General features: G+C 55.6%; 13 protein-coding genes. 6 read left to right on the forward strand and 7 right to left on the reverse strand.

Annotation, left to right across the window (positions count from 1 at the left end; translation table 11 throughout):
• Nucleotides 1–562: 562 nt before the first annotated feature.
• The 4 genes from FHS21_RS16940 to FHS21_RS16955 all read left to right on the forward strand — a co-directional run bounded on the left by FHS21_RS16940 (nt 563) and on the right by FHS21_RS16955 (nt 4,647).
• Nucleotides 563–1,063, forward strand: a complete 501-nt coding sequence (locus tag FHS21_RS16940) for a hypothetical protein (RefSeq protein ID WP_112530187.1) — start codon at nt 563–565, stop codon at nt 1,061–1,063.
• 583 nt (nt 1,064–1,646) lie between these two features.
• Entirely contained in the window at nt 1,647–2,162 is a 516-nt protein-coding gene (locus FHS21_RS16945; RefSeq protein ID WP_112551056.1) for a Holotricin-3 precursor, read from the forward strand.
• A gap of 437 nt (nt 2,163–2,599) precedes the next feature.
• The gene (locus FHS21_RS16950; RefSeq protein ID WP_112551055.1) at nt 2,600–3,991 is read left to right on the forward strand and encodes a sensor histidine kinase; all 1,392 of its coding nucleotides are present in this window, start codon (nt 2,600–2,602) and stop codon (nt 3,989–3,991) included.
• The gene (locus FHS21_RS16955) at nt 3,991–4,647 is read left to right on the forward strand and encodes a response regulator (RefSeq protein ID WP_112530181.1); all 657 of its coding nucleotides are present in this window, start codon (nt 3,991–3,993) and stop codon (nt 4,645–4,647) included. The genes FHS21_RS16950 and FHS21_RS16955 overlap by 1 nt, the downstream gene beginning before the upstream one ends.
• A 36-nt stretch (nt 4,648–4,683) precedes the next feature.
• Here the strand turns inward: FHS21_RS16955 and FHS21_RS16960 are convergent, their stop codons facing one another.
• On the reverse strand, nt 4,684–5,121 hold the full coding sequence (locus FHS21_RS16960; RefSeq protein ID WP_162701928.1) for a hypothetical protein: 438 nt from the start codon (nt 5,119–5,121) through the stop codon (nt 4,684–4,686).
• A gap of 548 nt (nt 5,122–5,669) precedes the next feature.
• On the opposite strand from FHS21_RS16960, the gene FHS21_RS16965 reads away from it, so the two are divergent.
• The gene (locus FHS21_RS16965) at nt 5,670–6,329 is read left to right on the forward strand and encodes a sugar transferase (protein ID WP_312879893.1); all 660 of its coding nucleotides are present in this window, start codon (nt 5,670–5,672) and stop codon (nt 6,327–6,329) included.
• A 91-nt stretch (nt 6,330–6,420) separates the two neighbouring features.
• Here the strand turns inward: FHS21_RS16965 and FHS21_RS16970 are convergent, their stop codons facing one another.
• From FHS21_RS16970 to FHS21_RS16985, 4 genes are read right to left on the reverse strand one after another with little or no spacing between them, the layout of a single operon-like run.
• Nucleotides 6,421–8,202, reverse strand: a complete 1,782-nt coding sequence (locus tag FHS21_RS16970) for an ABC transporter ATP-binding protein (RefSeq protein ID WP_112530177.1) — start codon at nt 8,200–8,202, stop codon at nt 6,421–6,423.
• A gap of 4 nt (nt 8,203–8,206) precedes the next feature.
• The gene (locus tag FHS21_RS16975; RefSeq protein WP_112530175.1) at nt 8,207–9,241 is read right to left on the reverse strand and encodes a glycosyltransferase family 2 protein; all 1,035 of its coding nucleotides are present in this window, start codon (nt 9,239–9,241) and stop codon (nt 8,207–8,209) included.
• Nucleotides 9,242–9,247: 6 nt separating this feature from the next.
• Nucleotides 9,248–10,354 (reverse strand): glycosyltransferase family 2 protein, encoded by a 1,107-nt coding sequence (locus tag FHS21_RS16980; protein WP_112551054.1) that lies wholly within the window; start codon nt 10,352–10,354, stop codon nt 9,248–9,250.
• 13 nt (nt 10,355–10,367) lie between these two features.
• Nucleotides 10,368–11,543 (reverse strand): acyltransferase family protein, encoded by a 1,176-nt coding sequence (locus tag FHS21_RS16985; RefSeq protein WP_112551053.1) that lies wholly within the window; start codon nt 11,541–11,543, stop codon nt 10,368–10,370.
• 669 nt (nt 11,544–12,212) lie between these two features.
• Between FHS21_RS16985 and FHS21_RS16990 the strand changes: the two genes are divergently transcribed.
• The gene (locus FHS21_RS16990; protein ID WP_158482269.1) at nt 12,213–13,235 is read left to right on the forward strand and encodes a Tle-like phospholipase domain-containing protein; all 1,023 of its coding nucleotides are present in this window, start codon (nt 12,213–12,215) and stop codon (nt 13,233–13,235) included.
• A 3-nt stretch (nt 13,236–13,238) separates the two neighbouring features.
• On the opposite strand, the gene FHS21_RS16995 is transcribed toward FHS21_RS16990, so the two are convergent.
• Both FHS21_RS16995 and FHS21_RS17000 read right to left on the reverse strand, forming a co-directional pair.
• On the reverse strand, nt 13,239–13,895 hold the full coding sequence (locus FHS21_RS16995) for a class I SAM-dependent methyltransferase (protein ID WP_112530168.1): 657 nt from the start codon (nt 13,893–13,895) through the stop codon (nt 13,239–13,241).
• Nucleotides 13,896–13,899: 4 nt separating this feature from the next.
• Nucleotides 13,900–15,153, reverse strand: coding sequence for a BtaA family protein (locus FHS21_RS17000; RefSeq protein ID WP_183663271.1), 1,254 nt, complete (start codon nt 15,151–15,153; stop codon nt 13,900–13,902).
• Between the last annotated feature and the right edge of the window lie 139 nt (nt 15,154–15,292).

Here is a 15,292-nt window from a genome sequence, read left to right on the forward strand (position 1 = left end):
AAGTGCGTGGCCGGCTTGCCTCCGAGCCTCCTCGGAGAATCGGCGAAACTCTCCGATGAAGCTAAACTGTCCGGCGTGCTTGAAGTTCCCGCGGGCTCGACGCTTCCGGTCCTATGCTGAAAGAGAGGCCCAACCGTGGGCAGGGCGCCTCTGGAGAGTGGCCGGGCCTCAAGGGGAGCGGGCCTGCGATCATCTCGATGAAGATCTGGCGTCGGGTTATGGTTGCATTCTGCACGTAATGGTCGCTGCCAGCTGGCCGAGCGGCGCGACTAGTTCGGCGGACTCTTGAGAGGCCGTGCGAACCCACCACTTCCCGCATCGTTACAGTTACGTACTTGTTAATTGCCCACCGTAGGATTTCACTGGCCGAAAATAAAATACTCACGATCAAATCAAACGGTACCGTTGCCCACAAGCTCGGGTTCCGTTGGTTCTTGGTCCTGATGTCGGGAAGAACGCTCTCGGCGATTGAATTCTTGTGACGTACCTACATCTTAGAGATTTTGATGCGTCGAACACATCGCCGTTTTTTTTCATTGAAAGCAGAACATAGGAGGAGATCATGCATTTATTAGTTCGGACTGCCCTGGCAGTTGCTGTCCTTACCGTTCCATGTGAGGCCCAGGATATGTTCAAGAAATATGGCAAGGCGGCCGGTTGGGACATATTTGTTAATGAGAAGACGGGCCCCGGCTGCCTTATCGCCCGGCAGAACCCCGACGATGGCGCACAGGTGGAGATCGGTATCGATGCAACCGCAGATCTGCGCGGCTATCTGGCGCTTTACTCCAAAAAACCTGAAAAGATTACCGCAGGTGAAAAGCTCTCGGTAGTATTCGACGTCGATGGTGAAAAGTTCACGGGCGTGGCTACCGGCCAGGAGATTGAAGGATTCGACGGTGCAACCGTTCCTTTCAACGACCTTGATTTTATCTATGGCCTTGCCAAGAAGAAGAAACTGACGATCACCGCGAAAGGGCGCAATGAATTAGTGGTTGACCTCACCGGTACCGACGCTGCGTTCAAGGCATTGCGCGCTTGTCAAGCCGCTCAGAAGAAGTAGCGGCGTCCGTCTGAAGGGAGAAGAGGAGCGGGTCAAAGCTTCCTGCTTCAGTTTATGTCGATTCCGCATCTTTACATCACGTTGCGGAGTACATGGAGTACATCGCTCCGTACGGCAACGACATACCCGAAATCACGCCAACGGCCTTGGAAGCGCTGCGCCGCGTCAAGGACAGATTGTCGGCAATCTCGATAATGGCCGACAGTATTTCGTCTCTGTGCCCGCCACATCCGAGGCTTGGCCAATAAGTTCTATCAGTTTGTCCTCAATCACCAACTGACATGCATCAAAGCGCCCGGGATGATTTCTAGAATAGTGTGGTCGCGGAATTGGCATGATATCTTTCTCCTCAAAGGCTAACTCATTTCATCGGACACCACCTTTGCAGCGTATCAGCCGGCTCGCTCTATTCAGTGAGCTCTGCCTGCTATGCTGCCAACGGCGAGGTTAATGAGCATATACGCGTTAGGCCCATTGATTTTTACGGGTAGGTCTTTAGTCCGATTTCTCTTTCCCCGAAGAGGCCTATCTTTGGACTGTTGGTCCGGCTCTGTCGGCATGTAATTTATTGAGGAGGTGGATAATGGTTCAATTTAAAGTTGGTCTCGTCGCAGCAGCGTGTCTTGGTTTGTTTTTTGCCGGCGCAATATGTGCAACCACCGATCAGTTCAATCCCGTAGGTTCGGCCCTTGCCAAAAACGGCGGCGGCAATGGTGGTGGGAACGGCAATGGCGGTGGAAACGGGAACAACGGTGGAAGCCATGGCAAGTCGTCCGACCGCGGCAATTCTGTAAATGCCCACGACAAAGCCAAAGTCGAGAAATCATCTCTGGACACTGACGACGACAAAACTGGATTGGGTCCGCTGAACGCTGCGCATGCATCTGCACGGGCAAGGGAACGGGCCGCACCGAACTCTTCCGTAGGCAAGATTGCAACCTACGAGCGCAGCCGGGAGGAGGCATTGGCGCTGACTGACCCTGCGCTACAGGAGCAGGCGCTTGACGATGCGGTTGCACAGCTTGAAACGGCCTTTGGCCGCACGCTCACCCCAGCGCAGGTCGATCGCATTGATGCATTGCTGGATGCGCGCCAATAAGATCTTATTGAACCTATATCTGCGGTAATCTTTCAACAGCGGCCTTCGGGTCGCTGTTTTCACGGGCAGCTAACACGGCGTCATGTTGGGAGGAATTCCAAATCTTCAGAAGTCGCGGAGTAGCCGAACATCGGGATGAATCTGGATTCAAGTTTTGATTGCGTGAGGAAGTTTCTTGGGGGTAGACATTGCGCCGGGTCTCCTGGCTCGTGCATAATTGCACGATGACAGACATTGCGGTAACGGTGACCACGGCAACATATCACCGTAGAAACGAAAAACGGTGGCTCGCGACCGCTTTGGGCAGACCAAGTGCTACGACCGCACAGGCACCCAGAATGGAGATAAACAATGAAAGCATCGGGGTATCGGTGCCTACGTAACGTTCGAATATTGCCTCGATCAAATGGCTTTGGACCAACGCACCGTACACAGCCATGAATCTGCTGACCCGCTGGAATTCCCAGTCTCTTGCGAGGCAGTTTCTGCTCATTGGAGGGTTAGTCTCGGTGGGCGCGATGATTTTGATTGGCGCTTTTGTGGCGGGTCTGATTGAAGCTGCCGTCACTCGTAATTCGGCGGCGGCGACCGCTTTGTACGTGGACAGCGTTATCGCGCCCATTCTTCCCGACATGCAAACCAATCAGATGCTCGACGAGACGGTTACGCATGCGTTGGATGAGACGTTGGGACAGGGGGCGTTGGCTAGCAGGCTAATGTCTTTCAGGCTCTGGCGAAGCGACGGACTGGTTCTCTATTCCAACGACAAGAAGCTTATGGGCAAGCGCTTTGCCGTCAGCGATGACCTGAAGACAGCGTTTGCTGGCAAGATGGTCGCTAATTTTAACAACGTTGACGATGTGGAAAGCGAAGCTGAGCGGGCGAGCGGCAAGCCACTTCTGGAGATTTATAATCCGGTCCTCCAACCTTGGTCGGGCAAAGTGGTCGCCGTATCGGAATTTTATGAGATAGCTGACGAATTTCAGCACAGTTTGGATCAGGCGCGCCTGCGCAGCTGGCTTGCTGTCGCCTTCTTTACACTGGCTTTTTTTCTGGTCTTGTCAGTTATCGTGTTTCGTGGAAGCAAGACCATCGACGACCAACGTCGGGACCTAAAGCAACGGGTGAGCGAACTTTCCGACCTGCTCCTGCAGAACAAGACGTTGCATGCGCGCGTCCAACGTGCCTCTCAACGCGCTGCGGCACTGAACGAAAGCTATCTCAGGCGCATAGGGGCGGATATTCATGACGGCCCCGCACAACTCATGGCGTTCGCTGCGCTTAGGTTGGACAGCGATGTCCTGGTTAATCCTGCTGTCTCGGAAGCAACGCGTGAGGGCGAAGTGATGGCGATAAAGGAAAGCCTGGACGAGGCAATGCGTGAAATCAGGAACATCTGCGACGGCCTTGTGCTGCCACATATAGAGGCGGCCGATTTGCCGGAAATCATCCAGCGGGCGGTTAAAGCCCACGAGTATCGTACCGGGTCGAGCGTTGATTTATCGATGTCAGGCACCCCGGCGCAGCTCGAACCTTCGGCAAAAATTTGCATTTATCGCTTTATACAAGAAGCTTTGAATAATGGATTCCAGCATGGCGGAGGCATTGAACAACGGGTTGTGGAAACTTTGCGAGGCGAACGCGTTGTAGTCGAGGTCTCTGACAGCGGGCCGGGATTCGATCCAGCCACTGTCGGTCGTACCGGTATCGGACTTGCCGGGCTAAGAGATCGAGTGGAAAGTCTTGGGGGCCATTTTACAATAGAGTCTTCGTCACGGGGGACTAGGGTACGGATGTCACTGAATTTGGACGGACTGGAGCAGGCGTAATGACTGGACTAAGTATTGCAGTGATCGACGATCATCCGTTATTCAGGGAGGGGGTCAGGCGCAGCCTCGGTGAAATCAACGGCTTCCAGATCGTTGGAGAAGGCTGCACGAAGGAGGACGCGATCCGGATTGCCCATGATCACCGCCCGGACGTTATTCTAATGGACATCTCTATGCCCGGCGGTGGTCTAGACGCGATCTCTCCGATCCTCGACCATTTCCCCGACCAAAAGATCATCATGCTGACTGTGTCAGAGAGGAGTGACGATGTGACGAAGGCTCTGAACAGCGGCGCGAAAGCATATGTCCTCAAAGGCGTCGGCTCACGGGCGCTGGCCGAAATAATCCGAGCTGTCGCCTCTGGCGAGGGTTACGTTTCTCCGGCCCTATCGGCCCGGATGCTATCGGATCTGTCATCCATCTCCAATGCGTCCAATAAGACTGATCTGATCTCCGAACTCTCCAGTCGCGAGTATGAGGTCCTGGATCTTGCCGCGGCCGGTTTGAGCAACAAGCGGATTGCGCTGAAGCTCGACATTCACGAAAAAACTGTGAAGCACCATATGGGACGCATATTTGCGAAACTAAACGTCACAAACAGGACGGAAGCCGCGATGGCCCTGCGTGACGCTGGTCACGATATCCGCTTGGGATAATTGGTCATTGCATGGCGCACTCAGCGTGCAAAACGATCAGCGGGCGAACGACTGTAATCTCGATTGATCAGAAATTGTTGCTGTGCGGTTAATGATGGTGCGCCCCCTCGCGTCCTTCATTGTGTAGCGCCCGGCCTCAATCCTTTCGCTCATTCCATTCTTGTGACGAACTTCAATCGAAGAGTCATCAACTTCCACGTTTTCGCGGGTAGCGGGTTTGGATTGATTGACTGTAGTGCCCTTTTCATCGCCGCTCTGGCCCGCATTGTCGTTTTTCCCGTCCTTGCCGTTGTTACCCTTCCCGTTTCCCCCGCCGCTATTTCCACTGTCGCCGCCGTTGCTATTGCCTCCGCCCTTGCCGCCTCCATTACCGCCACCCTTGCCGCCGCCATTGCCTCCATCTTTTGCCCACGCCGCTTGTGCGTGCAAACTCAGAGATTGACCATCAAAGGTGATTTCAAAGGGCGTTGCCACCAATGCCGCCGCTACGAAAGCGCTACAAAGGACGCGAGCCAGTCCAAAACGGGTATGCATAGTGCCTCCTAGAAGTTCTGTCCTCATAACAGAACGCAAGACAAAGGGAAGGTTTGGTCTCTGTTGCGGCTCAAAGCAACTGCAGTCACAGAAGTGGCGGGCCTCAAGAGGGCTTCCCCGAATTTGGCATGTCGCGTTCGCGTGTCAACATACCTTCCATACCAAACGATCGCCTCGCGGTATTCCGACTTTGGTCCGATCATCGATTGTCATAAGACTCATCCTTCGCTGGTCTGAAGTCCGAGAGGAACGCGACCGCCCTTAGGGTCCATCGAGCCGAGCCTCTTTATTGCTGAACAGCAATCAGACTTTGGTCTGATCTCGGGCTTGGCATAAGTCCGACGCTTCCTAGGGCTGAAGCCCAACGGAGGAACGAAGTCGCCAGTCCTGGGTTGGCGTGGGGAATTGCCGCGCCTATGAAGAGTTGGTTTAGCCATCCAAAACACGAAACGAGCCAGCTTCTTGAGAACCACTCGAAAGGACTTCTTGTGACGACGAAAACAATTCGAGAATCCGAAGAACTTGAAAAACTTCCAATTGGAGGGCTCTTGAAACGATCGTTCGATGTGCTCGCTGCGATCCTTGCCCTCATCCTGCTCAGCCCGCTGTTTATACTGCTCTCCTGTCTGGTTAAGTTGTCTGATGGTGGACCTGTTCTCTATGGCCATCGCCGCGTCGGGCGTGGCGGGAATGCGTTCTATTGCCTCAAATTTCGTACCATGGTTACAGACGGTGATGCCGTCCTTGAAGCCCATTTCGCTGCAAATCCGGAGGCACACGCAGAATGGTTGGCGGCGCGAAAGCTGCAGGTCGATCCACGCGTCACCACACTCGGCATCGTGTTGCGGAAATTGAGCCTCGACGAATTACCTCAACTGGTAAACATTCTTCGCGGCGAGATGAGTCTGGTGGGGCCGCGTCCTGTAGTGAGGGATGAGATCGAGCTCTATGGTTCCGCCGCAACCTACTATTTCAAATCGCGCCCGGGCCTGACTGGCGCGTGGCAAATCAGCGGACGCAATGATGTCAATTATGACGAACGGATAGCTTTCGATAAGCATTACGTTGAAAACTGGTCCTTTCAGAAGGATATCATAATCATTCTCAAGACCATTCCCGCCGTATGTGCGTCTCGCGGATCGTATTAAAACAGCTTGGTGGGCCGGATAGAATCGAGTGTCAGCGCGCACCGCAAAGGGAAACGATTCCGCCAAAGAAAAAGACAGTGCGTTGAGTTCGTCAGGCGTTTTTGTGCTCGTAGAGTTGGTCCATACTCAATGAGGCTACTTCGGCAAATCGAGCCTGGCTCTTCACGTGACCGCCACTGAGGATCACAACATCATCGCAAAATGCAATCGTGCTCCGATGATGACTGATCACGATCGTTGTACGCCGTCCTGCCCTCGATTTAAGCGTCTCGACGATCGCCGCTTCCGAGAGACCATCCACAGCGTTTGTGGCTTCGTCCAGAATCAGGATGTCGGGATCGCGCACCATTGCTCTTGCCAGTGCAATGCGTTGCCGCTGTCCGGCCGACAGATTGACACCCCTGTAGCCAACGATCGTTTGATATCCATAAGGCAGGTTTTCTATAAACTCGTGTGCCTCGGCCAATTTTGCAGCGCCCTCCGCTTCGGCGGCTGTCGCTAGGTCTTGCCCGTAGGTGATGTTCTCCAAAATCGTGCCATCCACAAGTTCCAGATCCTGGCTGGCCAATGCAATCTGGCTTCGCCATTGGATCGGGTCGATCTGGCTCAAGGGCACGCCATCAACGATGATATCCCCCTCATCCGGATCCACAAATCTGCAGAGAAGGTTCACTACAGTGGTTTTGCCGGCACCTGATCGACCGATGATTGCTGTCGAGCAGCCGCTGCGGATTTCGAATGTCGCGGAATGCAACACCGCGGCGCGGGAACCTGAACCAGGGTATTTAAAGGTCACGCCGTCGAACTGCATCCGTTGACGCAAGCCTTGGGCCGGCTGCGCGCCTGCTGGAGGCTTCGGCTTGTCCGACGAATCCAGCAACCATCTCACTTCTTCCAGTGACCCGCTCCAACCCTGGATCTGACTCCACGACAATTGCAGGGCACGCATATGCGGCTGCAGCCGGTAGAGCAGGACGATGAATGCGACGATAACCGGAAAACTCACGTTCACGAACCAGGCAACCACGACCACTGCCAAGAACAGCATCGCATGCAGGACCTCGGTCAGCGGCGGTAGTGCCCCCTGCCGGGTTTGGAGGACAAAGCCAGCCCGGCGAACGGCGTCGGATGCTTTGTCGAAAACCGCCTTTTCACGCCGCTCCTGCCCAAAGATACGGATCAGCCGGCCGGCATGTACGAGGTGGAGCATTCTTGATGCAAGTTCGCTATTGAGCGAGGTGACACTACGGCTCGGGTCTTTCAAACTGGCCGAAAGAATGGCGTGCGCCAGTTGGACCAGCGCCAAACCCAGCGCCACGAACAGTGTCATCGGCCAGGACAGAAGCAGAAGGAACCCCAATAGAATGATCGCGGCCGACGCGCTCACAATCGACGCGAGGACGGTCTGGATGGCATCCGAAGCCCGCCACGACTCATTGGAGATGATATTCAGCAATCGCCCCGGGCTCTGTTGCAGGAAGAACGGGTATCCTATGCTCAGGAGTTGCTGTGAGAGCGCGCTTCGAATGGAGTGGCTGGCTTTACCGTAGATGTATGTCGTGAGCACGGTGTTTGAGAATGCCAAAACGTTCTTCAGCGTGATCAAGGCGAGGACAATGACCGCGATTACAACGAGTCGTTCTCCATCATCCAATCCCGATCCGACTTGTTGGAAGACAGCAGAGAGGCCGCCCATTCCCGCGTCATTCTCATGACCGGCAATGATGCTCAGCATGGGGATGACGAGGCCGATACCGGCGCCTTCAAGCGCAGCGCTGCTCAGGCCGAGGATGACCACAGCGGAAAGCAGGGGCAATTGGCGCCCCAGCGCGTCTCGGAGCATCTGCGTGCTTGGCAATACGAATTGCAACATGATGTCACCTTAGCTGAAGAGCTGTCTGTTTGTCTTGACGCACCTCTCGGCGACGCCGCCGTTTTGTTAAAAGAAGACCCACGAACGCGACAGCGCCCAGCAAATTCATGAATACAATTGGCCAGTGCGACAGGTGCAGCTCAGGATCGAATCGAGGGCCGCCGAAAAGCTCCCTGCAAGCCGATCTCACGGACCAAAAGAAATGGCGAAGCAGCCAAGGAGCGCATCGGATATGCTTCACGTAAAGCCCCCCATTGCCCAGGCTGTAATTTCGGTGAAGTTTCTCCACATCTTGGCGCGCACTTCGTCCGTGGTGGTGGAAGACGGTCATGTCGGGCACATACTCGACTGGTATGCTGTGCCGAAATGCACGTATCAGGTAGTCGGTGTCCTCTGCGGCTCGCAGCGGGGCGCCCGCGCCAAGCAGTTCGTCGAATTGGCCGACACGAGCAGCGACCTTGCGATGCATCGTCATGTTGCAGCCCACCACGAAGCCACCGGGATGGACGTCGCGGGTAAGCCGCGCGCGTGTCGGCGATCGTTTGATCGTGAATGGTAAATCATTGGGGTTGCCGAGCTCAACTCGGCCGCCGCGGATGACCAACTGCTCACCGGTCGCATAATGACGCTCCAGGTCACGGAGATAGCCATGGTGAACTTCGCAATCGTCGTCGATGAAAATGACAATGCTGCCCCGAGCGTGCTGTAGCCCGAGATTGCGTGCGGCGGCTAAGCCCGGACGCGCTTCCACAAGCAGTGTGATCACAATATCCGAGGTAGCGGCCACGCCGGTCACGTATTTTGGCGTATTATCAGTCGAGCCGTTGTCGACAACGACGAGTTCGCTCGTGAAGGCAGCATGGAACCGGCACGCTGCCTCAATCGATCGAATGCAGGCCGCAAGAGCCGCAGCGCGGTTTCGCGTACACACAATGAAACTTGCATGCACCGGGTTTTCTGACTCCGACGGAGCAATTGTTGACAGGGCACGCGCCGTCTTGAAACTGTGTTGGGCGGCCTGGTGGAGTTCTGTATCCATTCTAGCTCAGCCGATTAGTTCAAAATGGGGAAGGACGGTCGCGGCGGGCACGGACTGCAAGTACCGGGATAACGCGTCGACCTGCCTGTTGGCCGCAATGGAAATGCCACTGAACCACGGCATGTAAGCACCGGGGCGGAGACTGTATCGTTCGCGGCGCCGAATGAGCCCCCACTTTTCCGTGCGGGTTAAGAACTCATGCGTTAATTCCGGTCGCTGTTCATCACTGATGAGCTGATAGAGAAAGTAAAAAAGGTTCAAAGCGCCTTCTTCATAGCTCGGCCGTATCGCCTCGGGCTGTGTCGAGATATTCTCTTCGAGCCCCAGGATACATTCCGCAACCCGCTGAACACTGTTCGTCGTCACGGCGTCGGCGATGTCGTCGAAGACGTCAGGATTGTCGACCAGACCTTCTCGCTCGAGGTTCTCAGCAACGATTTTCAGATGCGTCTTGCGCATCTGTCGCTTGTGCTTGTTTGTGACGCTTTCGCCGTGGATACGGTAGGCGACCAAACTCTCACCGATCATTGCCGCTGAAAAGCGATCTGTAATCCGTCTGAAAAGATCGAAATCTTCTGCGTGGACGTAACGTGGGTCATAGAAAAGCATCTCATCCGGGATGACTTTTCTGTTGTAGACCACGGTCGAGTGCATGAAGATCGTAAAGAACTTCGATAATATCCCTAAACTTGCCCACAGGTAGAGCGGATCAAGCGTGCCCCGCACAAGACGGTCGCCGATGAGTGTGTCGATACCCGTCCCGCAGATTGCGAGGTGCGGTTGTTCCTTAAATACCGAGACTTGGCGCGACAAGCGAGCCGCGTAGCAGACGTCATCTGCATCCATCCTGGCGACAAGCTCGCCCTTGGCCAGAACCAGACCCTCGTTCAAGGTCGCGATGAGGCCACGGTTCTCTCGTGAGACGATGGATATACGACCGTCGGCCTTCTGGTATCGCTGCAGAATTTGCAAGGAGCCATCAGTCGAGCCATCATCGATCGCGATGACCTCCAGATGCTTATGGTCCTGACGCAGAATGCTGGCGAGCGCCGCGGCGAGGTATGGTTCGCCGTTGTAGACGGGCAGCAGGACGGAGACCAGTGGAGTGGGCATGGTTCACCTGGGATCAGTTCGTTGACGATTGAGGGTTTGGGAGAGCGTCGCTGTCATCGATTGCACGGTGAGGATAGGCGGGAATCCCCGGGGCTTTCGTCCCGTGTAGCGCTTGAGCGGTGCTGCGCTCTTTTGGAACGACGTAAGGGAAGAAATCTTTTAGCGCGTTGATCCGCTTTTCCAGGACCAGCCACGAGATCGAGGCGAGCACCAGTGTGCCGGCACCTGCAATGAGGAGCCGGCCGAATCCTTGCTCCGAGACATTGATGGGTATCCAGGGCTGAGCTTTGACGACAAAAGCAAGAACGATCGCGTGGAAAAGATAAACGCCGTAGCTGATGCGACCAAGGGCAGTCAGTGGCGGGCATTCAACGAGCCGACCCAGATAACCGCCCAATCCTGCCGAACAGTAGCCAACAATCATCACGAGCGGAACGAGAGGAAGGATCTCCAGCCCGATCCAGCGTGCCCAATCCAGCGTCATGGGCAGCGGCGTCGGTCTGAGCCACAACAGAATGAGGAAGGTGGCGGCGAGCGGCACCCAGCTCATCAACATCCATCGCGGCAGGAGCGCAGTCCTCGATCGCCAGGCAGCGAACAATGCACCGGATGCCAGTGCGTCCATCGATGCCGGAGGTAGCAGATCACGCGCAAGAGAGGGCGTTCCCGTAACAGGCCAGTATAAGCGAAATGCTAACGAAAAGAGGATGACGCCAATACAAATCCGTTCAATCGAACGGCGCGATGCCAACAGAATAATTAACGGCCAGATGACGTAGAATTGCTCTTCGATGCTCAAACTCCAAGTATGACACAAGATCCACGGCGTCCACGCATCGCGAAGGGCATACCAGAAGTTCGAAAGGTAAAACGCGTGCCAGGCCAGGACCAGTTTGGATTCCTCTAGCCCAGCCAGCCAGACGAAGCCCAACATGCCAAAATATGGGGGGAAAATGCGCAATGCCCGGCGAATGTAAAACGACTTGAGTGCCGCAACGGGTTCGAATTCCGCGGCGGAGCGCGCCTCCAGGAGAAGCCGCGTAATCAGGAACCCGCTCAGCACGAAGAACAGGCGCACTCCGACGTGGCCCCAATAAGAGCCATCGGCAGCGAAAAAATGCGCATACAATACCATGGCGACGGCAACGGCTCTCAGACCGTCCAACTGCCGATAACGCACATTCGACATCCGGATCCTTCAGCGTTCAGCTATGCGGGCAAGCTCCTGGACCGCGCCAACCCTCCAATCAGCGACGGTTCTTGCCGAGTGGCCTCCCTCATTGACCCAACAAATAAGCTCTCTCGGGCGTGATCACCTCGATCGGCGGACGTACCAAAGCTTCGTTCGGCGCAACAATTGTGGCTGCTGCTATTTGGCACGTGGCAGAAAGCGCAAAAGTGCTCGCCTGTCGTCCAAATCCCTCCATATCAAACATAGGCCGCACCGTAATCAGACTTTGGTCTGATTACGGTGCGGCATAAGTCGGGCGCGGTTCAATCAATCTAGGTCCGACGCAATAATGCTGCGATGAACGAGAACTGACCGCGCGCAGATTCTCCCATTCGGGCACGACATGCAATAAACGACCGACAACAGCGGTGGCCATTGCAAACATCCCGTCGTTGAGATTTGTGCTAGCGGAGCACCTGCGGGCCTCTGAGACGCAGATTGGGCAGCGGCGTCAATGGGTACAGGCACTTCGCAATAGCACGACGGCCAAAAGTGCGCTCGGCGCGGTTCCAACGGCCCAGATCATGCCCCCATTTTCCTAGCTGCACGAATTCTTGGCGCGTGTTACTCGTTGCAACCTATGTTTGAGACGTATTGGTTGCAGCATTTGCCATTTGGGGGCAAGAAATGATCAGAAGACTTGGCTTGCTGGTTTTGCTCGTCGGCTTCGTCGCGTTCGCAAACGCCTTTTTGAGTTCCTGGGTAACGATCGATCGCAATGATTTGGGTGTTTCCGTCGGCCAGACCGGAAGCTGTATCCGCCCTGCAATCCCGAGTTTCTGGCGAAACTACCGCGGCTATCCCGACTATGACAATGAACTGATCTCCGATTATTTCGGCATTTATGCTGCCTATGCGTCGAATGTTTATCAACCGATCCCACGCGAGCGCTTCAAACTGCAGCCCGACTATTTCGGCTGGGCTCCGCAAGGCGAACCGATCGTAAGGCCAGGTGGCTTCGACGCCGAAGTGTATTATCGTCGCGCGGCTGATCGCCTGTCGGTGATGATGGTGTTCCGGGGCAAAGACAATTCAACAAGCCTCAACGATCTCATCAGCGAAAACACCTATTTTACCCAGATGATCAATCCCTGGGATCAATATCGCACCGCGCGCAAGGAGTTCGCCAAAGTTCGCAGGGAAGCCCAGCAGAACGCGGCCGGCCTGCCGGTTGAGTATATAATGGTCGGACATGGCCTCGGGGGCGGGCTCGCCCGTCACATGGCAGCTGCGTTTCCATGTACCGCCGCTATCGTCTTCAATTCGACCTTCATATCCAACAACCGCCGTCTGGCGGAGCCGTATGATGGCCAGGTCGTTGATCTTTTTTCCGACAATACCCTTCCGTCGAGATTGGCGATCCTGTCCAACCCGCGCGCATTCTTCCGGATTTCGCGCGTCCATCAGTGGTATCGCGTGCGAAATGCCGGAGACTTCGCCGGGCCGCAAGGCATGCAAAGGGCCGCCGTTGCCATGGCCCGGATCCCCGTTATGTGCCTGCTTCGCGCCGATTGCGAGTTGAACAAGACCACGAGTGGCGATGCCCAAGAGACAAATCCGCAAAACACCCGGACGGCTGCGGAGATGTCGATGCTCTATTGCCTCGCGGGTCCGAACTCAGAAGGCTCCAAGAGCGATCTGTGCAAATAGGGTCTATTTCTTGCGGCGAATAACTGAAATCCAGGCAAAGCCACGATAGAGCCGCCGCGCTTCGCTTGTACATCCGGTTTGCGCAGCGATCGTGTCAGCTACATCGAACAGGTTGTTGCGCGGCGTGACGTGATACCATTCCAGCCATTTATACAGGGCAGTCCTGGTGAAACCGGGCAGGTCCTTCAGGTCACCAAAATCCACGATATGCAATGCGCCGCCAGGCGTCAGATGGCTCACAGCCTCGCGGATCACCTCTTGCCATTGCGGAATCATCGAAACCGCATAGGAGATGAAGATCCGGTCGAATTCACGCCGTCCGAAAAGCGCGTCCGGATCGAAATCCGCAGCATCGGCGTAAGCGAGGTGCGCGCGTTCGTCCAGTCCCGCTGCGGCTATTTTCTTGGTTGCTGTCGCGAGCATTTCATTCGAGATATCAATGCCATAGAGCGAAGTGTTGGGATAGGCTTCGCCAGCCAAAACAAGATTCCGGCCGGTACCGCAACCAATTTCAAGAATACTGCCTTTCCCATGGGGATTGAGGCCAGCGATCATGGGGTCGCGTCCAAGCAGGTAATATTTGCGGGTGGCATCATAGAAATGACGCTGATGCCGGTAGACCCGATCCATCAGCGGACCATGTTCAATCTTGGCGAGCATCGAACTAATCCTTCAGCGTGTAGAGGTGGAAACCGCCGTAGATTGACGAGCGATCGCGGGCATGAAGGGCGAGTGACTCTTCATCCTGATAGGACCAGCGTTCGAGCAGAGCATCGTCGATACGACCCGGCAGGATGGTCGGCTCGGCCGCGGTCCGGAATATGACGCGAGCGCCTGGTGCGGCGGTGCGGGTAATTTCGTGCCAGAGTTCGTTGAGCTGGGTGTCGTTCATCCAATCCTGTGCATCGAGGAGGATGAAGCGGTCGACGGATGCGACGGCCTTTGCTGCGAGAAACTCTGTCAGGGACGCATTTACAACGCTCATCCGACCTGCGCGATCGCGCACGGTGGCAAAGTTGTTGCGAGAGAGGTACGGAGGCAGCGGGCCCGTTTCAGCGTTGTCGCTATAGCCACGACCGAACGCCTGCCAGGCAAAATAGTTTTCCGAAAGCGGGAAGCCACAAGCGAGCTTTTCAAGACGGCCGCGCAGGACCTGTGCCATATTGCCGTTTCCGGCCGTTGCAAGAGCATCATATTGCTGCGGTGGAATGCCTAGGCCGAAGAGTGACGATTTTCGCTTCGTCGCCCAGCGGATCATGCGCTTGTCGAAGAGCGGGGCCAGGGCGCTGTCGAAATAGGCGCGTTGCTCCTCCATGGTCGAGGATTTCAGAATATCGCGCGGATCGATGCCGTAAAGTTTTGCCACGCGATGTCCCATGCCGATGAACAGACCGAGCAAGCCATGGCGATAGAGATCGCGGGAGAAGATCGTGATACGCCGGCGCCCCGACAACATACGTTTTTCCCAATAGGCGCGGCTTGTGGAGTCCAGATGGTTGCGAATAAAGCGTTCATAGGCAGCAAGATTGGCCTTGTCATCGGCCGTGCCGTAAAAACGATAGAACGCATCGTAGTTGGGCAGGTTTGCCACTGCCGCGAGCTTCAGGCGGTTGAAAGCGACGTGGGCAGTATTCAAATCTACGGCCTCGACGCTGGCAGGGTCAGCCGTCAGGTAGGACATGGCATTGCAGCCGCCCGATGCGATCGTGACGATGCGATGTCCGGGGCGGATCTGCAGCGCCTCCATGTCGACTTCGGGATCTTCCCAGATTTGTGGATAGACCAATCCCTTGAAGACATGAGCGAAAAGCCGCTCGGACATCCCCGCCCGCGATAGAAACCTGTTCTGGCGGACCGCGTTGTTCAGCTTCTCACTGCGCGGGAGAGGGGCATTTGTGGATTGTCGAGCAAACGGCATCTAATCGAATCCCCTTTGTTGGAAATTCCTGCTCGCCTAACATTTCGATGTAACAGACGGGTGACGGTGCCGGTCCAACGAATTATCAAATTGATTCAACTTATAGCGGCAACCCATTGGGTTTGCTCGTTCGCGCAAT

The organism is Phyllobacterium trifolii, from assembly GCF_014192095.1.
Taxonomy (GTDB): Bacteria; Pseudomonadota; Alphaproteobacteria; order Rhizobiales; family Rhizobiaceae; genus Phyllobacterium; species Phyllobacterium trifolii.